Here is an 18230-nt window from a genome sequence, read left to right on the forward strand (position 1 = left end):
ATCGTCTCACACAGTATCTCCGAGCGTTCCAACTCAGACGAGAACTCTACCGCAAACCCGGACGAGAAGCGCTCAAAGACGCCGTCAAAGCCGCTCTCTGAAATCAACAATGTGCTACACAAGAGCGTTCGAAAACGGGTGGAACGTGGGTGGGAAGGCGAAGCGGTCGTTAGAAGCGGTCAGTGCTCGACCGCTTCCATCATCGAGAGGAGTTGGTCAGACTGGTCGATCTCGACGGGATGGACGCCCACCAGCGCGATCACGTCGTCGTCGTGCTGGACGGTGCCGATGTAGACGAGGACGGGAATGTCTTCGACAGAGCCGCTCTGACCGCCGTCGCCACTGACCTCCGCGCTGACGGTGGTTTCGAGGATCGAGACGGAGGTTTCCTCGTCGAGGATCGTCCGAGTCTCCTCACCGCGCTTCTCGATGTCGTCGGCTTGGATGTCGGTGCCGTTGCCGCCGATCCCTTGCTGGTCGACCTGACTGAGGAGCCGCCGGATGAGCTCCGCGTCGTCGGCCCGGACGAGCGGATTGACCGACTGCCCGCCGATCGAAGCATTGGGGGTACTCGCCACGAACAGCGCTGATCCCACCGTCTGGTTGGTGTAGCGGGCGATCCACGTCGTCGCGGACACGTCCGCGTTCACGCCCGCGGCGTTGAACCCCTGATCGATGGTGAACGACTCCGGATCCTCACCGGAGAACCCCTCGGCGTACGCGCTCTCCGGGATGCTCGCCGGTTCGGCGTCGAACTCGTAGCTCCCGTCCTCGCCGGCGCACCCGGCGATTGCGACCGAAGTCGACGCTGCGAGCGCCGCGAGCAGCCCACGTCGTTTCATGCGTTCGGGTAGGTCTACGCAGTTCTTTAAGCCTATCGGCGCGGGTATCGGTCGCGAGAACCCCGCAGCCGAAGGCACAAAGTTCACGTCGGGCCGCGCGCGACGTGAGGCAAATGGAACGCCGAGGACAAACCGGGCTGGTGGAAGCGCTCTTCTTGGACGTGGTCCGCCTCCACGAGACGTGGATGGAAGTCGTCTTCCCGCGACAGCTCGACCCGAGCGCGGTCCTGGGGAAGTGGAAGCCCGAGACGGCCGTGCAGTCGGTCGGCTACTACCTCTGGGCCGTGCTAGGTGCGCCGCTCGTCGCGGTCGCGTACCCACTGCTGCTCGTCGGGTTCGCCACGCGCTACTACGCGGCGAAGCTCGACTCGGCGGTCACCCGGATCGGCGTCGCCGGCGCGGTCGTCGTCGCCGCCGTCGTCTGGGGGACGCTCACGGTAATCACGCACCTTCAATTACCCTTTGACGCCGTGATTGCGGTCGGCGCCGCCAGCGCGGTCGCCGTCGTCTCGGCCGCCTTCGCCGCCGGCTTCTCGAAGCTCGGCGGGCGGTTCGTCAGCGTGTTGCTCGCGTACCCGTTCGCGATGACGGCGCTGTTCTTACCGCCGGTTGTCGCGGCGCTCGTCACGCCGACGTTAGAGGAGCTGATCCTCCCGCCGAGCTACGAGCTCGCGCGGTGGATCCTCGACACGTTCCTCTCGGTGGGCGGGATCAACGAGACGCTCCGCGGCGCGTTCGACTTGGAGACCTTCGGCGAGCAGTGGGGGCTACCGGGACTGGGATACGTCCTGATGTGGATCGGCATCTCAGTTCCGCTCGGGTGGTTCCTCGGACTGCTCGTCGCGCTGGCGAACCTGATCCGACCGGCCGAAGACGCCTGACTGGAGTCTCGGACGGGCGGTCGAGGTGGGAGCCCCGTTTCTACGGCCGTGCGGCTTCCTCACTCGTCGAAATCGTACGTCTCGCTGGCCGTTTCGAACGCCGACGCCGAGCGCTCTCGTTCTCGCCGCCGCTCGCGTTCGGCGATCGCTTCTGGATCCGGGCTCGCGTCGTCGTCGATGCGGGCGATCGACTCGTGGACTTTGGCGTGACACCAGCGGCACAGGCCGACCGTGATCTCGTGGGAGTCGTCGCCGCCGTACGAGAGGTGGTGTTCCTCGACGAGCGGGCGGGAGTCGTCGTGAGCCAGGCGCACGTTTTCGAGCCCGCACCGGACACACGTCTTCGCGTCGGTCGTCGACCGATAGTGGGGGCACGCGCGCCACTCGCCGTCGGCACCGACGTGGCAGTCGTAGCTGTCGGCGCGTCGGGCGGCCGCGAACTCGGGATCGTCGCCCGCCCGGGTCAGCGCGAAGCGGCACCGGCCGTCGTCGGTGAGGTGGTCGCAGACGCCGGCGGCCGCGTAGGGGTCGTCGACGCCGACGGGCGTCCCGTCGGGGGTGCGTTCCATACCCGTCGGTGGGGGTGGAGTCACTTCAATTCGGTCGGCCACGGCGTGCGGCCGTCGCGGAAGGCGTCGGGGCCGTTCAGACGAGACTGCGGAAGGCGTCGGGGCCGTTCAGACGAGGCTGCGGAAGGCGTCGGGGCCGTTCAGACGAGGCTGGCACCGTCGAAGTCCGTGCGGCCGTAGTCGATGTCGAGCAGTCGGAGGAGGGTGGGGGCGACGTCGAGGAGGTCGGCGTCGTCGACCGTCGCGTCAGGGTGGTCGACGAACAGCGCGGCGTCGTCGAAGGCGTGCATTCCCGTCCGCGGTCCGTCGGGGTCGAAGACGCCGTCGTGGGGACGGAACCCGGACTTGAGGTCGAACCCGTCGTTCGGGAGGACGACGAGGTCGGGAGCGATGGCGGCGTGGTCGCCGCGGAACACCGTCTCGCGGTCGACGACGCGGTCTGCGACGGGATTCCCGTCGGGGCCGGTCCACGACTCCAGCGCCTCGCGTAGCTCCGCGCGCGTCGCCTCGTACTCGCCTTCGGGGACGACGCCGTTCGGCTCGCGGCCCTCCACGTTGAGGTAGAAGCGGCCGGGGACGAGCGAGTACGCGCGGGCGTCGTCGTCGACGTCGGCCAGCGAGTCGGGGTCGTCGTCCGCGTAGGAGATCCACCCCTCGCGTTCGAGCCACTCGTTACAGTACACGTCGTACCGCAGGCGCCTGAACCCGTGCGTCGAGCCGACAACGAGCGTGACGTCGCTGGGGAGCGCCTCGCGGATCGAGCCGACGTGTTCGTCCATGGCGGCGTGGAACGAGAGCAGGTCCTCGCGGTACTGGCCGCCGTCCTCGTAGTCGCCCCACAGGAAGTGGTTGACCCGGTCGGGGGCGGTGAAGACGCCGACGAAGAGGTCCCAGTCGTCGCGCTCGACGTACCGCTCGAAGGCCTCGGCGCGGGCGTCGAGTGTCTCGCGGGCGTGGTCCAGGAACGCGGTCTTGTCCGCCTTGTGTCCGAGTTTCGCGTTGACGGACAGGCGGTAGTCGCTGTCGGCAAGGTACTCGCGGAACTCGTCGGGATGCGCGGCCGCGTCGAGGTCGGGGGAGAGGTAGCCTGAGACCATCCGCTGGACGGTCCGCTGCGGCGGGAACGTGACGGGGACGTTCATGACGGTCGCGTCGAGTCCCGCGTCGGTCGCGCGGTCCCAGACCCGGGGGCGCTGCACGTCGCGTCCCATCGGCACGTACGTGTCGTAGGAGCCGACTTCTCGGTCTTGAAAGCCGTACACGCCGGTCTCGCCGGGGTTCGTCCCCGTCGTGAGGCTCGGCCAGCAGGCGCTCGACTCCGCCGGGACGATGCTGTCGATCTGTCCCCCCTCACCGTCGTCCGCGATCGCCGACAGCGTCGGGAACGTCTCCGGGTTGTCGGCGACGAGCCGGTACGAGAGGCCGTCGATCCCGATGAACGCCACGCGCGGCGTGTCGCTCCCTCGCAGCCGGTCGAAGAGGCCCATACACACTCATCTGCGGTCGAGGGCAAAAGGATTGACATCGGACGCTCCGGGGAGTGCGGTCCGACGGGCCTCGGAGTCGAAGCGCTTGTTGGGTCGAGTTCGTCATGTCGGTAACGACCGGGGCGTCCGCGACGGCCCCGGACCCGCGACGACCCTGGACCCGCGACGACCGCGCACTGGCGTCGCCGCTCCGCTCGGGAAGGGCCCCGTCCGCCTCGGAGCGCCTCGGGAGGCTTTTTGTTCGCGACCTCGGAGGGGTTCGACATGGAGACCCGACGCGCGCTGCTCGTCGACGCGTTCGCCGCGGAGCCGCTGGCCGGGAACGCCGCCGGCGTCGTCCCCGACGCAGAGGGGCTGAGCGACGAACAGCTGGCCGCCGTCGCCGCCGAGCTCGGCGCCTCGGAGACGGCCTTCCTGACCGGGGCCGACGGCGCGGCCGACGACCGGCTCCGGTACTTCTCGCCGACCACGGAGGTCGACCTCTGCGGGCACGCCACGATCGCGATCTACGGCGCCCTGTTCGCCGAGGGAGCGATCGACGGCGGCGAGCGCACGCTCCGCACGAACGTCGGCGACCTCAGCGTCGCGGTCGACGACGACGGCACCGTCTGGATGCGACAGCAGGCGCCGAGCGTCGAGGTCGTCGACGTCGATCTCGACCGGGTCGCGGCCGCGCTCGGCGTCGACCCCGCCGCGCTCCGCGACGTCGGCGCGGACCTCCCCGCCGCGGTCGCGTCCACGGGCCTCCCGTTCCTTGTCGTCCCAGTGAACTTCTTGGAGCGGCTCGGCGAGGCCGACCCGGACGACGCGGCCGTCGAGCGCCTCTCCGAGGAGTTCGACGTCGCGGGCGTGTACGCGTTCTCCTTCGACGCGCTCGACGCCGACTCGACGGCCCACGGTCGGGCGTTCGTGCCCTCACTGGGGATCTCCGAAGACCCGGTCACGGGCACCGCGAGCGGAGCGGTCGGCGGATACCTCCGTCACGTCGACGCCTTCGACGGGGACGAGCCGGACGAGCTCCGCTTCGAGCAGGGCCACTTCCTCGACCGACCGGGCCGCGTGCGCGTGCGAGTAGGGGCGGACGGCGTCCGCGTCGGCGGCCGGGCGACGGTCGCACTCGACGGTGAGATCCGGATCCCCGGCGGCGAGGACGACGAGATCATCGAGGCGTGATCCCGTCGCGGAGACCGAACGTTTAGCATCGCTCGCGACGTACCGAAACCATGGAATTCGACCTTCCACGCGCGGCAGCGATCCTCGTACTGATCGTCGCGGTCGGCGCCGGCGGCCTCATCGGCGCGGAGATGATGCCCCTCCAGACGACCCTGATGATGGTCGTCCCGTCGATGCTCGTCTTCGGCGGGCTCGCGTTCGCGATCGGCGTGAAACACGGCGAGTTCCGGGCGGGACACGCCTGAACCGATCGAAGGGGCGGCCGAGACCCGCCTCGTAGCGAAACGGTAACGGCCGCCACCTCGGGCGGTCGCGGATCACGACCCTTTTGAAACGCGGTTGCGAACCGGGAGCCGTGCTGCCCGGGTCGCCACTCCTCGAACTGCTGTTGATCGCCGTCGGCGTCGCCCTCCTGTACGCCGGCGCCGAACTGCTCGTCGCGGGGGCGAGGGACCTCGCGCTCGCCGTGGGGCTGAAGGCGTCGACGGTCGGCGTCACCGTCGTGGCGTTCGCGACGACGGCCCCGGAGCTTTTCGTCTCCCTGCTCGGCGCCGTCACGGTGTCGACGGACATCGGACTCGGCGCGATCGTGGGCTCGAACATCGCGAACATCGGGCTCGTGTTGGGGGTGTCGGCGCTGATCCGCCCGCTCAACGTCTCCGACACGGTGTTTCGCCGTGACGTCCCGTTCATGGTGCTGGCCGCGCTGCTGTTGGTCGGCCTCGGTTGGGACGGGCGGATCGGGTTCCTCGACGGCGTCGTGCTGCTCGGGACGCTCGTGGCGTTCACCGCCGCGGTGCTGCGACGCGTCCGGGAGAACCAGTCGGCGATCACCGACAGCGAGCGGGACGAGATGCCGGACGCGAGGGCCCGCGACATCGCGATGGTCGTCGCCGGGATCGCGGCGCTCGTCCTCGGCTCGCGGTGGCTGATCGACGGCAGCGAGTCGCTGCTGGCGGCCGCCGGCTTCTCGGACATCTTCATCGGACTCACCGTGCTGGCGCTCGGCACGTCGCTGCCGGAGCTGGCGGCCAGCGTCGTGGCCGCGGTGCGCGGCGAGGCGGAGTTCAGCGTCGGTAACGTCGTCGGCTCGAACATCTACAACATCCTCGCCGTCATCGGCATCGTGGCCGTCGTGACGCCCATCGGCGTCGCCCCGGGCGTTCGCGGCTTCGAGTTCCCCGCGCTGCTCGCGTTCACGGCCGTCATCGTCGGCATCATGGCGTACAGCGAGCGGATCACCCGCGTCGACGGCGCGGTCCTCACCGTCGGATACGGGGCCTTCGTCTATCTGTTGCTCCCGTAGCGCGGACGGCCGGACCCCGGTCGACGCGCCCCCGCGGAGTCGGAGCAGAACCGACGGCTATTCCGTCGCGGGCGACCGAGTCGGCGTCGTGATAGCGATCGTCGTCAGCCGGGCCGACAGCGCCTCGGCGCACATCGGCGAGCGGCTGCTCGAGGTCGGCGACTGGGAGGCGCGCGAGGACGAGTCGCGCCCCGACGCCGACGGGGGCGCAACGTACTACCGGGCGGCGGGGTTCGAGCTCCGCGAGTTCGACGACCTCCACATCCGCCTGTCGGACCCGGCCGCCGCGTTCGACTGCGACCCCGAGTTCCTCGCGTTCGTCTCCAGACACTCGGGGGAGACGGGCGAACTCCTGACCGCGCACGCCACCGGGAACTTCGGCGAGGCGAAGTACGGGGGCGACCCCGAGTCGCTGGCGCGGGCCGCGCCGGGCGCGGAGAAGCGCGCCGTCGAGGCGCTCGCGCGACATGCCCCGGAGGGGTACGAGGTCGGCATCGAGTGTACCCACCACGGGCCGACGGGCGTCTCCGTGCCGTCGCTGTTCGTCGAACTCGGCTCCGACGAGCCGCAGTGGGAGGACCCCGAGGCGGCCGCGGCGGTCGCGCGGGCAGTCCTCGACCTGCGCGGGACCGGCGCGGACGTAGTCGGCGAGGGCGTCGCCGACGCCGCGACCGCGCCGCGCCCCCGTCACGTCGTCGGCTTCGGCGGCGGCCACTACGCGCCGCGGTTCACCCGTATCGTCCGCGAGACCGAGTGGGCGGTTGGGCACGTCGGCGCCGACTGGGCGCTCGCCGACCTCGGCGAGCCCGAGGCGAACTGCGACGTGATCGACGCCGCCTTCGAGCGGAGCCGCGCCGACCGGGCCGTGATCGACGGTGACCGCCCCGACCTCGCCGCGGTGGTCGAGGACCTCGGTCACCGGGTTGTGAGCGAGACGTGGGTCCGCGAGGTCGGCGATGCTCCGATCCCGCTCGTCGAGCGGCTGGAGGCGGCGATCGGACCGGTCGACGAGGGGTTGCGGTTCGGCGCGGTCGCCGACGAAGTCCCCGAAACGGCGGGGACTGAGGCGGAAGACGCCGGTGGCGACCGGGCGGACGGCACCGGCGGCGACGGGGCAGCGGTCCGGGTCCGCGACCTTCCGGCGGACCTATGCTCGCGGGCGCAGGGGCTCGACGCCGCCGCGACGCGGGAGGCGGTCGAGCGCGTCGCCGTCGCGTTCGACACGGAACAAGGCGGCACCCGCGCGGCGGGGCGGGTCGCGTTCGCGACGACTCCGGAGACGCCGGGGTACGCGGACCTCGTGGACGGGTTGGCGGCGGTGTTGGAGACCGGGTACGACGCGGTCGAGGTGGCGGCCGACCGGAACGCGGTGGTCGCCCGCGAGACCGCGTTCGACCCGTCGCTGGCGGCCGAACGAGGCGTACCGGAGGGGCCGGCGTTCGGCCGGCTCGCCGACGGGGAGGCGGTCGAAGTCGACGGCGAGACCGTCGAACCCGACGACGTGTCGCGAGCGCGGACGGAGCGGTTCCCGATCGACGGCGACGCCCTCAAATAATTTATAAAAGCCCGTGCGGCCGGCGGATCGACCGCGTCAGCCGTACTCGCTCGGGTCGGCCGCGAACGCCGGAGATTTCGGCGTCCGACCTGCGTCAGACGATCGGGCAAAAATAAATACGTCCGGGTCGCAACGACACCACATAATGGACTCCATCGTTGAGGACGCCATCGACGAAGCCGAAGAGGCCCCCGCAGAGGACGCCGGGGGAGCCGGCGAGAGCGCCGCCGGAGGGAGCGCCGGCGCGCCGCCACAGACCGGGACGATGACCGACGACGAGCTGCAGGACGTCCTCCAAGACCTCCAGACGAACATCACGGTCGTCGGCTGCGGGGGCGCCGGCGGCAACACGGTCAACCGCATGACTGAGGAGGGGATCCACGGCGCGAAGCTGGTCGCCGCCAACACAGACGTCCAGCACCTCGTCAACATCGAGGCCGACACGAAGATCCTCATGGGCCAACAGAAGACGCAGGGGCGCGGCGCGGGCTCCCTCCCGCAGGTGGGCGAGGAGGCCGCCATCGAGTCCCAAGAGGAGATCCAAGACGCCATCGACGGCTCCGACATGGTGTTCGTCACCGCCGGGCTCGGCGGCGGCACCGGGACCGGCTCGGCGCCGGTGGTCGCGAAGGCGGCCCGCGAGTCTGGCGCGCTCACCATCGCCATCGTCACGACCCCGTTCACGGCCGAGGGCGAGGTCCGACGCACGAACGCCGAGGCCGGCCTCGAACGCCTCCGCGACGTGAGCGACACGGTCATCGTCGTCCCCAACGACCGCCTGCTCGACGCGGTCGGGAAGCTCCCCGTCCGGCAGGCGTTCAAGGTGTCCGACGAGGTGCTGATGCGCTCGGTGAAGGGGATCACGGAGCTCATCACGATGCCCGGGCTCGTCAACCTCGACTTCGCCGACGTTCGCACGGTCATGGAGAAGGGCGGCGTCGCGATGATCGGCCTCGGCGAGTCGGACTCCGACTCGAAGGCGCAAGACTCGGTGAAGTCCGCGCTGCGCTCGCCGCTGCTCGACGTCGACATCTCGGGCGCGAACTCCGCGCTGGTGAACGTCACCGGCGGCACCGACATGTCCATCGAGGAGGCGGAGGGCGTCGTCGAGGAGATATACGACCGGATCGACCCCGACGCCCGGATCATCTGGGGGACCTCCGTCGACGACGAGCTCGAGGGCGAGATGCGAACCATGATCGTCGTCACCGGCGTCGAGTCGCCGCAAATCTACGGGAGCAACGGCGAACCGCCGGAGGGCGGCGCCGCTTCCGCCGACGTCGAGGACATCGACTACGTGGAGTAGTCGCCCCGTCCCGAGCCGCATCAAAAGGTAAAAACCGTCTCGTCTCGAATTCGCTGGTAACATGGACGTTCCGTACGACCTCAACAGCTACATTCGGGTGCTGAAGCTGGCGAGCACGCCGAGCACCGACGAGTTCCTCCAGGTGTCGAAGATCGCCGGCGCCGGGATCCTGCTCATCGGGTTCATCGGCTTCCTGATGTTCGCGATCATGAGCCTCCTCCCGGGGGTCGGCGCGTAATGCCGATCTACTCGGTCAAGACGACGGCGAGCCAGGAACGCACCGTCGCCGACATGCTCGCCGAGAAGGAGACGCCCGAGATCCAGGCCGTCATCGCCCCCGACCAGCTCACGAGCTACGTGATGGTCGAGGCGACCGACGGGGCCGCGTTCGGCCGGATTCTCGACGAGATTCCGCACGCCCGCGGCGTCATTCAGGGCGGCGACGGCCCGGCCGAGAGCCCCTTCTCCGAGGTCGAGCACTTCCTCTCGCCGACCCCGGACGTGGAGGGGATCGCCGAGGGCGACATCGTCGAGCTGATCGCCGGCCCGTTCAAGGGCGAGAAGGCGCGCGTCCAGCGGATCGACGAGGGGAAAGACCAGGTGACCGTCGAGCTGTACGAGGCGACCGTCCCGATTCCGGTGACGGTCCGCGGCGACCAGATCCGCGTCCTCGACAGCGAGGAACGGTAAGGCCTCCGGCCGGCCGATCGGCGCGGCGGCGGACGAGGAAGTGCGAGCCGGCCCGACCGTCTGACGCCGAGATCGCACGCAACGACAAGGGCTTTATTCGACGACGACGGACCGTAGCGATATGTTCGGCCACGGCGCGCCGGCGGTGTTGAGCGTGATTCCCGACACGTTCACGTTCGCGTGGATCGTCGCGATCCTCTTCGCGACGGCGTGGCTGCTCGACGAGCGCGGGCTGGCCGCCGGTCGCGCGCTCGCGGCCGGGACGTGGGCGCTGTTCGGGCTCTTCTGGCTGTCGACGGTGCCGTACTTCGCGTTCGAACACCAGAGCTACGTCGAGTCGATCCTCGCGCTCGTCGGCTTCCCCGCCAGCGTGTACGCGGGGTATCTCCTCTACGACGGGCGCGCGTCGCTTTTCACGCTCACGCGGGCCATCGCGATCATGCTCTTCATCTACCTCCCGTTCGAGACGATCCCGGCGTTCACCGTCGGCGGGGTCGCGGTCCCGGAGCCCCGCCGGATCCTCATCGAGGTCGTGGCGACGCAGACCGGTGCGCTCATCGACCTGCTCGGGTACGCGCCGGAGGCGGTGACGAGCAGGGAGGGGTACGAGGCGGCGTACTCGTGGACGCTGGACGACGGCCACACCGTCATCATCCACATCGTACTGGCGTGTACGGGGCTGGGGAGTATGGCCATCTTCGGCGGCCTCGTCGCCGCCGTCGAGGCGCCGCTCGCGCGGAAGCTCCGCGCGCTCGCGGTGTCGATCCCGCTCATTTACGTCCTGAACATCTTCCGGACGACGTTCATTTCGGTGGTGTCTGGCAACCAGTACATGCACTGGTACCCGGACCTGGTGATGACGATGTTCGGCGCGACCGACCCGTACCGGGTGTCGTTCCTCATCTCCGACCGGATCATGAGCCAGCTGCTGGCGGTCGTGGCGCTCATCGCGATCACCTTCCTCGCGGTGCGCGAGCTACCCGAGCTCGCGGTCATCTTGGAGGACGTGCTCTACCTCATCACCGGCGAGGAGCACGACCTGACCGAGGCGCTCGACCTGCCGCGCGAACCGACGAACCGATAGGGCGGCGGGTCCGCGACGGCCCCGCTTTGGAGATACTATAGATTACTATATAGCAAGCTATAGACGTAGCGGGCCGGAACGGTCGGTCATGACTACGAGGGCGCGAGTCGGACCGTCGGGCGCCGGTCCGAGAGCGCGGTCGCGCGGAGGTGGGCGGCGGTGATAGGCGGGGTCGACCCGTTCGTCTACCTCGAGACGAACGTCGCGAAGCTGGCGTTAGCGACCGCGCTCGGCATGTTCCTCGGGCTGGAGCGCGAGTGGTCGCAGAAGTCGGCGGGGATCCGGACGTTCGCGCTCGTCAGCCTCGCGGCGGCGGTGTTCTCGCTCGTCGACGAGCCCGGGCTGCTCGTCGTCGGCGGCGTGCTGGTGGTCGCCAGCGCGGTGTTACTGGCGGTCCGGAGCTTCGTCGAGGCCGAGGTCGACGGGCTCTCGCTGACCACGTCGGCGTCGCTGCTCGTCACGTACGGGGTCGGGGTGCTCGTCGCCGAGGAGTTGTTCATCGAGTCGGTGACGGTGGCGGTGCTCTCGTCGCTGCTCTTGGTGTTGAAACGGGAGCTCCACCAGTTCGCGTGGGGGCTCTCGCGCGAGGAGGTGCGCAGCGCGGTGGAGTTCACCATCCTCGCGTTCGTCGTCTTCCCCCTCCTCCCCGCCGAGACGATCGACCCGTGGAACGCGGTCCAGCCGCGGCTCGTCTGGTCGCTCGTGGTCGCGGTCAGCGCCATCGGCTTCGTCAACTACGTGCTGGTGAAGCGGTATCAGGGGCGCGGCTACGCGGTGACTGGGTTCTTCGGCGGGCTCGTCAACTCGACGGCGGTCGTCGCCGAGATGGCGAAGCGCGCGAAGGGGCGCGCCGACCTCGGCGAGATCGCGGTGGGGTCGATCCTGCTCGCCAACGCCGCCATGGCGTTCCGGAACGCCGCGGTCGTGGCCGTCTTCGTCCCCGAGGCGGCGCTCGTCGTCGGCGTGCCGCTCGGCGCGATCACGGTCGCGGGGATCGGCGTCGCCGTGTGGCGGAGCGACTGGCGGACGACGATGGAGGCGGAGCTCACCTCGCCGTTCAGCCTCGGGAACGCGCTCACGTTCGGCGCGCTCTTCCTGCTCGTGCTGCTCGCCTCCGCGGTCGCCGAGCGGACGTTCGGCGCTGGCGGGTTCGTCGCCACCTCCTTCCTCGCGGGGCTGGTGTCGTCGGGGACCTCGACGACCACGGCGGTCTCGCTGCTCGGGACCGGACAGATCGGCGTCGACACCGCGGTCGCGGGCGTGGTCGCCGGGACGGCCGCCAGCATCCTGGTGAAGACGGCGTTCGCGGCGAGCATCGCGCGCGAGCTGGTCAGGCCGGTGTTCCTGTGGAACCTCCTGTTGATCGCCGTGGGCGTGGTCGCGGGGGCGCCGCTGTTGCTGTTGTGAGGGCCCGCTGAGTCCGGTGGGCGAAGTGGGTCAGGCAGCCCGTCAGACCGGCCTCAGGAGATGTGTGCGGCGATGTCCGTCGACGACATCATCCCGACGTAGTCGTCGTCGACGACCGGGAGGTGTTTCACGCCGTACATGGTCATCATCGCGGCGACCTCCTCCAGCATGAGGTCCGGCGTCACCGTCTCGACGTCCTCGGTCATCACGTCGCGGACCGTCGTCGCCTCCGGGTCGCTCCCGTTGGCGACCGCTCCGACGACGTCGCTCTGCGTGAGGATACATCCTCCGCCCGTCGTCACGACGAGCGCACTGATGTTCTCGTCGCGCATCCGCCGGGCGGCCTCCCGGAGCGGCGCGTCCGCCCCGATCGTCTCCAAGGGCGTCGACATCACGTCCGCGACGCGGGTCCTGTCGTCGAGATCCATACCGCGATGTGTGTTACCATGTTTCATTACTCTTCCGGAACGCACAACGCGACGCGATCTCGACTCGGATGCGGCGCCGTCACGCGGCCTCGGGCCGTCCCGGCGCCCGACCCGTCAGCCTCGCCGCGAGAGGTACGCCGTGAGGTCCGTCGTGGAGACCATGCCGATCGGTCTGTCGTCGCCGTCGGTCACCGGGAGGTGGGTGTAGCCGTGTGCGGTCGGCTCCGCCAGCTCCGCGACGGTGTCTTCGCGGCCGACCGTGACCACGTCGGTCGTCATGAACGCCTCGACCGGCGTCCGGTCTTTCGGGTCGTTGTCCCGGACGAGGGCGACGAAGTCCGTCGCGGTGATCAGCCCGGCGAGGGCCCCGTCGGAGTCGAGGACGAGGAGAGAGCTACCCCCGGACTCGCGCATCTGCTCCGCCGCGTCGGCCGCCGCGGCCCCGCGTTCGATAGTCGTCAGGTCGGTCGACATGAGTCGATCTACCGGCACGTCATTCATGGTGCGTGCCAACGCCCCACATAATAATCAAACGTGCGGTCGGTTCGGGGGCGTTCGCCTCGCGACCGCGGACGCCTCACTCGTCGACGAGCGACTCGGGGGCGCCGGCGAGACCGACGAGGGCGTCCGCCTCGACGTGATGGAGGTCACCCGGGATCACGAGCAGGTGGAGCGGGTCACCGAACTCGCGGTCGGCGAGCGCGCTCAGACGGTCGGCCGCGACGACCGCGTCCGGCGAGCCGGCGCGGGCGACGACGACCGCGAGCTCGTCCGCCCACTCCTCGGCCAGCAGTCCGGCGGCGACGTCCGCGGTCATGTACTCCTCGTGGTCGGGGTCCGGACCGGCGGGGCCCGTTCCCACCTTGATGTCGAGGTAGACGACGGTGTGGAGCCCGCGCTCCCGGTTCGCCTCGATCGTCTCGACCACGCTCCCGGGGACGTCGTCGCCGCCGTGAGCGTACGGGAACGGGAGCGTCGTCGCCTTGCCGAACCGGTAGTTCTGGAGCCCGGTGAGACTCGACGCCGCGGACTGGGCGGTCACGCCGTGGATCACGCGCGTGTCGATCCCGCGCTCCTCGGCGCGGAGGCGAAGGTCGGTGTGGGTGGTCGAGATCATCGTGTCGCCGGCGGTACAGAACGCGGCGTCGCCGGACTCGGCCGCCGCGAGTATCGGCTCCGGGTCCTGCTCGACGCCGGCGCGGTCGCGCACCTCGACGTCGACGCCGTGGTGCGCCTCAAGGTCAGCGACGTCGGCGCCGACCAGTCGGCTGGTGTAGAACTCCGCGAAGACCCTGTCGGCCGCGCGGAGCGCCTCCCGCCCCTCGACGGTGACGGAGCGCTCGTCGCAGAGACCGAGCCCGATGAACGTGAGCATACCCGGAGTCGGCGCGCGGCGAATGAAAAGAACGCGGAAAATCGGCTCGGCAGCGCGAGAACATTTGACACCCTAATAGACCTTCATGATTGTCCCTTGGGATTCCATAGCAAGCCATAAGAGGGAACCAACACAAGTTCAGGCCACGAGGCCCACTCGGGCTCACATACCATTATGACTGACGACGAACTCATCTGGCGGATATCGGGGGGATCCGGTGACGGGATCGCTTCCACCAGCCAGAACTTCGCGAAGGCCTTGATGCGATCGGGGCTCAACGTCTTCACGCATCGGCACTACCCGTCGCGAATCCGCGGCGGCCACACCTACACGGAGGTCCGCGCGTCGGCGGACCCCGTGAACTCCCGGGGCGACGGCTACAACTTCCTCTTAGCGCTCGGCGACTCGTTCGCTCGGAACCCGTCCGAGGGCGCCGTCTACGGTAACGAGGAGATCAAGCCGCTCTCGGAGAACCTGGATGAGCTCCGCGAAGGCGGGGTCATCATCTACGACGAGGGGCTGCTCGACGCCTCCGAGATCCCGAACTTCGAGGAGCGCGCCGAGGAGAACGACTGGCACGTATTCCCCCTCGACCTCCGCGGACTCGCCCGCGATATGGGTCGCGAGGTCATGCGCAACACCGCCGGCGTCGGCGCGACCTGCGCGATCACCGGCATGGAACTCGACCACGTCGAGGACCTGATGCGCGACGCGATGCCGGAGAAGATCCTCGACCCGAACCTCGAGATCCTCGAGACCGCCTACGAACAGGTCCAAGAGGAGTACGACGTCGACGCGCCGGACGTGTCGGTCCCGACCGGCGAACACGACGAGACCCAACTGCTCATGTCCGGGTCGGACGCCATCTCCTACGGCGCCATCGACGAGGGCTGCCGGTTCATCTCCGGCTACCCGATGACGCCGTGGACCGAGGTGTTCACCATCATGACGAAGAACCTGCCGAAGCTCGGCGGGATCTCCGAGCAGGTGGAAGACGAGATCGCCGCGGCCGCGCTCGCGGTCGGCGCGTCCCACGCCGGCGTCAAGGCGATGTCCGGCTCCTCCGGTGGCGGGTTCGCGCTGATGTCCGAGCCGCTCGGGCTCGCGGAGATGACGGAGACGCCCGTCGTCCTCGTCGAGGCCATGCGCGCCGGTCCCTCGACCGGGATGCCGACGAAGCCGGAGCAGTCCGACCTCGAACACGTCCTCTACACCTCGCAGGGGGACTCCCAGCGCGTCGTGCTGGCGCCCGGCACCGTCGAGGAGGCGTACGAGCAGTCCCGGCTCGCCTTCCGGCTCGCCTACGGGTACCAAATCCCGACGATCCTGCTGTACGACCAGAAGCTCGGCGGTGAGATGACGAACGTCCCGAAGAGCCACTTCGACCGGGAGGCGAACCCGGACCTCGGGAAGACGCTCTCGGAGGACGCGCTGTCGGAGCAGCCCCACAGCGACGACGGGAAGTTCCACCGCTTCCAGCACGAGGTCGACGACGGCGTCTCCCCGCGGTCGATCCCCGGCCAGAAGGGCGGTCGCTTCCTCGCGACCGGCAACGAGCACGACCCGACCGGCCACATCAGCGAGTCCTCGGACAACCGGGTCGCGCAGATCGACCGGCGGGCCGAGAAGCTGGCGGCGATCCGCGACGACCTCGACACGGTCGACACCGGGTCGTACGCCGGCCCGGAGGACGCCGAGTACGGCATCCTCACGTTCGGCAGCCAGCAGGGAACCGTCGAGGAGGCCGTCGGTCGCCTCAACGACGCCGGCGTCTCAGTGAAGTCGTACGGCGTCTCGGACATGCTGCCGTTCCCGACCGAGCAGGTCCGGGCGTTCATCGAGAGCGTCGACGAGGTGCTGGTCGTGGAGATGACCGCCTCGGGACAGTTCCGCGGGCTCGTCCAGAAGAACCTGGGCCAGTACGGCGAGAAGCTGTCGAGCCTGCTGAAGTACAACGGGAACCCGTTCGAGCCGGCGGAGATCGTCGACGGGTTCGAGACCGCGATCGTCGAGGGCGACGGCGACGCGCCCGGCCATCAGACCACCTTCGTCCCAGCCGCAGGTGACTAAGCAATGAGCACGTTTTCAGCAATCGGAGAGGAGCGAGAGATCGACCGCGACGAGTACACCCCCGGCGTCGAGCCGCAGCCGACCTGGTGTCCGGGCTGCGGTGACTTCAGCGTCCTGAAGGCGCTCAAGCAGGCGCTGCCGGAGGTCGGGCGCACGCCCGAGGAGACCCTGCTGTGTACCGGGATCGGCTGTTCGGGCAAGCTGAACAGCTACCTCGACACGTACGGGTTCCACACGATCCACGGGCGCTCGCTGCCCGTGGCCCGCGCCGCGAAGCTCGCGAACCCCGACCTCGAAGTGATCGCCGCCGGCGGCGACGGCGACGGCTACGGGATCGGCGGGAACCACTTCATCCACACGGCCCGGGAGAACCACGACATGACGTACATCGTGTTCAACAACGAGATCTTCGGGCTCACGAAGGGGCAGACCTCCCCGACGAGCCCGAAGGGCCACAAGTCGAAGACGCAGCCTCACGGGAGCGCCAAGGAGCCGATCAAACCGCTCTCGATGTCGCTGAACGCCGGCGCCTCCTACGTCGCCCGCACGGCGGCAGTGAACCCGAACCAGGCGAAGGAGATCATCGCCGAGGCGATCGAACACGACGGGTTCGCGCACGTCGACTTCCTCACGCAGTGCCCGACGTGGAACAAGGACGCGCGCCAGTACGTCCCGTACATCGACGTCAACGACTCCGACGACTACGAGTTCGACATGACGGACCGCGTCGAGGCCCAGGAGATGATGCGGACGACCGAGGAAGCCCTCTACGAGGGCGAGGTGCTCACCGGCCGCTTCTACGTCGACGAGGACCGCCCCTCCTACGGGGAGGAGAAGCGCTCGATCGGCGAGATGCCCGAGGAGCCGCTCGCCGAGCGCTACTGGGACGACGACTACGAGTGGGAACGCTCCCACGACATGTTCCTCGACAAACACGCCTGAGCCGACCGGCGGCCGTTCACGACGCGGCGAGTTCGTTTTTTGATTCGCAAGGTCTTTTTTCATTGGTGACAAACAGACCCATATGAGTACTGTATCGACAGAGGAACGGATCCTTTCCGTGTTAGAAGAGGACGCACAGGCGTCCTGCGGGGAGATCGCCGAGCGAGCCGACGTCTCGAAACCGACGGTGCGGAAGTACATCGACCGCCTCGAGGAGCGCGGCGTGATCGTCGGCTACTCCGCGGAGGTCGACCCGAAGAAGCTCTCTTCGCAGTCGATCGCCATGGTCGGCATGGATGTCGACTCGGGGCGGTACGTGGAGGCCACGCGGGATCTGAAGTCGCTCGACGAGGTTCAGGCGCTGTACACCTCCTCGGGCGATCACATGCTGATGGCGGAGGTCCGCGCCGGCGACGGCGACGAGCTCGGCGACGTCATCTCGGAAAAGCTGCTCGGCGTCGACGGCGTCACCGCGGCCCACCCCTCGTTCCTCCAAGAGCGGCTGAAGTGAGTCGGCCGAGAAGCGGTTCGTTTTGACTGTCGACGCCTCTCAGGTGAGCGCGTCGGGGTCCGCAACGACGATCGATTCGTCACCCGCCGGGCTCCGCCGGGTCCCGCGAGGCGCGAACCCGTGCGCGCTGAAGAACTCCTCGGCGCTGGGGCGGTCCGAGGGGACGGTCGCGCGGAGCGTTTTCACCCCGCGGTCGGCGAGCGCGCTCCCCACACGGGCGAGCAGCTCGGCCGCGACGCCCTCGCCCGCGCGGTTCGGGTGAACCCACAGCGCCAGTAGCTCGGCCTCCGTCCCGTCGGGATCCGGGTGCGCGATGGCGAGCCCGACGGGCCCCTCCTCGTCGTGTTCCATCAGGAACGACCACTCCGCCTCGGCGGCGGCCTCGCGGACGCCGGCGGCGGACACGTCGAGCAGTGGCGCGCCGATGTCGTCGAACACCGTCTCCTCGCGGGCTCGTGAGACCGCCGTTCGCAGGTCCTCCGCGTCGTCGGGGCGAGCCGCCCGGACATCCATGTTCGACCGTGAGTAAAGAACGCACCTATAGGTTTCGGGATGCGAATTGTTCCCACAGTATCGGTCGACGAAAGCTCCGACTCGTCGGGCA

20 protein-coding genes and 1 pseudogene are annotated in these 18230 nt (G+C 69.1%); 14 read left to right on the forward strand and 7 right to left on the reverse strand.

The window, feature by feature from the left end:
- A pseudogene (locus B9G49_RS16225) lies at window positions 1-101 on the forward strand (IS1595 family transposase); the annotation flags it as partial.
- Window positions 102-179: 78 nt separating this feature from the next.
- Here the strand turns inward: B9G49_RS16225 and B9G49_RS08685 are convergent.
- On the reverse strand, window positions 180-842 hold the full coding sequence (locus tag B9G49_RS08685) for a DUF6517 family protein (protein WP_086216100.1): 663 nt from the start codon (window positions 840-842) through the stop codon (window positions 180-182).
- Window positions 843-982: 140 nt separating this feature from the next.
- Between B9G49_RS08685 and B9G49_RS08690 the strand changes: the two genes are divergently transcribed.
- Window positions 983-1723, forward strand: coding sequence for a hypothetical protein (locus B9G49_RS08690; RefSeq protein ID WP_049931344.1), 741 nt, complete (start codon window positions 983-985; stop codon window positions 1721-1723).
- Between the two features lie 59 nt (window positions 1724-1782).
- On the opposite strand, the gene B9G49_RS08695 is transcribed toward B9G49_RS08690, so the two are convergent.
- Window positions 1783-2292, reverse strand: a complete 510-nt coding sequence (locus B9G49_RS08695) for a hypothetical protein (RefSeq protein ID WP_086216101.1) — start codon at window positions 2290-2292, stop codon at window positions 1783-1785.
- Window positions 2293-2432: 140 nt separating this feature from the next.
- On the reverse strand, window positions 2433-3779 hold the full coding sequence (locus B9G49_RS08700) for an alkaline phosphatase family protein (RefSeq protein ID WP_086216102.1): 1347 nt from the start codon (window positions 3777-3779) through the stop codon (window positions 2433-2435).
- Window positions 3780-4043: 264 nt separating this feature from the next.
- Between B9G49_RS08700 and B9G49_RS08705 the strand changes: the two genes are divergently transcribed.
- From B9G49_RS08705 to B9G49_RS08745, 9 genes are all read left to right on the forward strand, one after another.
- On the forward strand, window positions 4044-4952 hold the full coding sequence (locus B9G49_RS08705; RefSeq protein ID WP_086216103.1) for a PhzF family phenazine biosynthesis protein: 909 nt from the start codon (window positions 4044-4046) through the stop codon (window positions 4950-4952).
- Between the two features lie 50 nt (window positions 4953-5002).
- Window positions 5003-5197 (forward strand): hypothetical protein, encoded by a 195-nt coding sequence (locus B9G49_RS08710; RefSeq protein ID WP_049931121.1) that lies wholly within the window; start codon window positions 5003-5005, stop codon window positions 5195-5197.
- A gap of 110 nt (window positions 5198-5307) precedes the next feature.
- Window positions 5308-6258, forward strand: coding sequence for a calcium/sodium antiporter (locus B9G49_RS08715; protein WP_086216104.1), 951 nt, complete (start codon window positions 5308-5310; stop codon window positions 6256-6258).
- A gap of 88 nt (window positions 6259-6346) precedes the next feature.
- Window positions 6347-7813, forward strand: coding sequence for a D-aminoacyl-tRNA deacylase (locus B9G49_RS08720; protein WP_086216105.1), 1467 nt, complete (start codon window positions 6347-6349; stop codon window positions 7811-7813).
- A gap of 145 nt (window positions 7814-7958) precedes the next feature.
- Window positions 7959-9119 carry a cell division protein FtsZ gene (ftsZ, locus tag B9G49_RS08725; RefSeq protein WP_004598343.1) on the forward strand — a complete coding sequence of 387 codons (1161 nt, stop codon included), beginning with the start codon at window positions 7959-7961 and terminating at the stop codon, window positions 9117-9119.
- Window positions 9120-9180: 61 nt separating this feature from the next.
- On the forward strand, window positions 9181-9357 hold the full coding sequence (locus B9G49_RS08730) for a protein translocase SEC61 complex subunit gamma (protein ID WP_006628863.1): 177 nt from the start codon (window positions 9181-9183) through the stop codon (window positions 9355-9357).
- A complete protein-coding gene (locus tag B9G49_RS08735; protein WP_049931127.1) occupies window positions 9357-9809 on the forward strand; it encodes a transcription elongation factor Spt5 in 453 nt (150 codons plus the stop codon). Before B9G49_RS08730 ends, B9G49_RS08735 begins: the two co-directional genes overlap by 1 nt.
- 121 nt (window positions 9810-9930) lie before the next feature.
- Window positions 9931-10893, forward strand: coding sequence for an archaeosortase A (gene artA / locus B9G49_RS08740; protein WP_049931130.1), 963 nt, complete (start codon window positions 9931-9933; stop codon window positions 10891-10893).
- Window positions 10894-11052: 159 nt separating this feature from the next.
- Window positions 11053-12300, forward strand: coding sequence for an MgtC/SapB family protein (locus B9G49_RS08745; protein WP_086216106.1), 1248 nt, complete (start codon window positions 11053-11055; stop codon window positions 12298-12300).
- Window positions 12301-12353: 53 nt separating this feature from the next.
- Here B9G49_RS08745 and B9G49_RS08750 read toward each other — a convergent pair whose 3' ends face one another.
- From B9G49_RS08750 to dph5, 3 genes are all read right to left on the reverse strand, one after another.
- The gene (locus B9G49_RS08750) at window positions 12354-12728 is read right to left on the reverse strand and encodes a cyclic nucleotide-binding/CBS domain-containing protein (RefSeq protein WP_049931134.1); all 375 of its coding nucleotides are present in this window, start codon (window positions 12726-12728) and stop codon (window positions 12354-12356) included.
- Window positions 12729-12842: 114 nt separating this feature from the next.
- On the reverse strand, window positions 12843-13229 hold the full coding sequence (locus tag B9G49_RS08755; protein ID WP_049931137.1) for a CBS domain-containing protein: 387 nt from the start codon (window positions 13227-13229) through the stop codon (window positions 12843-12845).
- Window positions 13230-13305: 76 nt separating this feature from the next.
- Window positions 13306-14103 carry a diphthine synthase gene (dph5, locus tag B9G49_RS08760; protein ID WP_086216107.1) on the reverse strand — a complete coding sequence of 266 codons (798 nt, stop codon included), beginning with the start codon at window positions 14101-14103 and terminating at the stop codon, window positions 13306-13308.
- Window positions 14104-14277: 174 nt separating this feature from the next.
- Here dph5 and B9G49_RS08765 point away from each other — a divergent pair, with 174 nt between their 5' ends.
- The 3 genes from B9G49_RS08765 (at window position 14278) to lrpA1 (ending at window position 17626) form a co-directional block, all read left to right on the forward strand.
- Window positions 14278-16173 carry a 2-oxoacid:acceptor oxidoreductase subunit alpha gene (locus tag B9G49_RS08765; RefSeq protein ID WP_086216108.1) on the forward strand — a complete coding sequence of 632 codons (1896 nt, stop codon included), beginning with the start codon at window positions 14278-14280 and terminating at the stop codon, window positions 16171-16173.
- 3 nt (window positions 16174-16176) lie between these two features.
- Window positions 16177-17115 (forward strand): thiamine pyrophosphate-dependent enzyme, encoded by a 939-nt coding sequence (locus B9G49_RS08770; RefSeq protein WP_049931144.1) that lies wholly within the window; start codon window positions 16177-16179, stop codon window positions 17113-17115.
- Between the two features lie 82 nt (window positions 17116-17197).
- On the forward strand, window positions 17198-17626 hold the full coding sequence (gene lrpA1, locus B9G49_RS08775; RefSeq protein WP_049931146.1) for an HTH-type transcriptional regulator LrpA1: 429 nt from the start codon (window positions 17198-17200) through the stop codon (window positions 17624-17626).
- 39 nt (window positions 17627-17665) lie between these two features.
- Here lrpA1 and B9G49_RS08780 read toward each other — a convergent pair whose 3' ends face one another.
- The gene (locus tag B9G49_RS08780) at window positions 17666-18139 is read right to left on the reverse strand and encodes an N-acetyltransferase (RefSeq protein ID WP_049931147.1); all 474 of its coding nucleotides are present in this window, start codon (window positions 18137-18139) and stop codon (window positions 17666-17668) included.
- Between the last annotated feature and the right edge of the window lie 91 nt (window positions 18140-18230).

Source organism: Halorubrum sp. SD683 (assembly GCF_002135045.1).
Classification (GTDB): Archaea; Halobacteriota; Halobacteria; order Halobacteriales; family Haloferacaceae; genus Halorubrum; species Halorubrum ezzemoulense.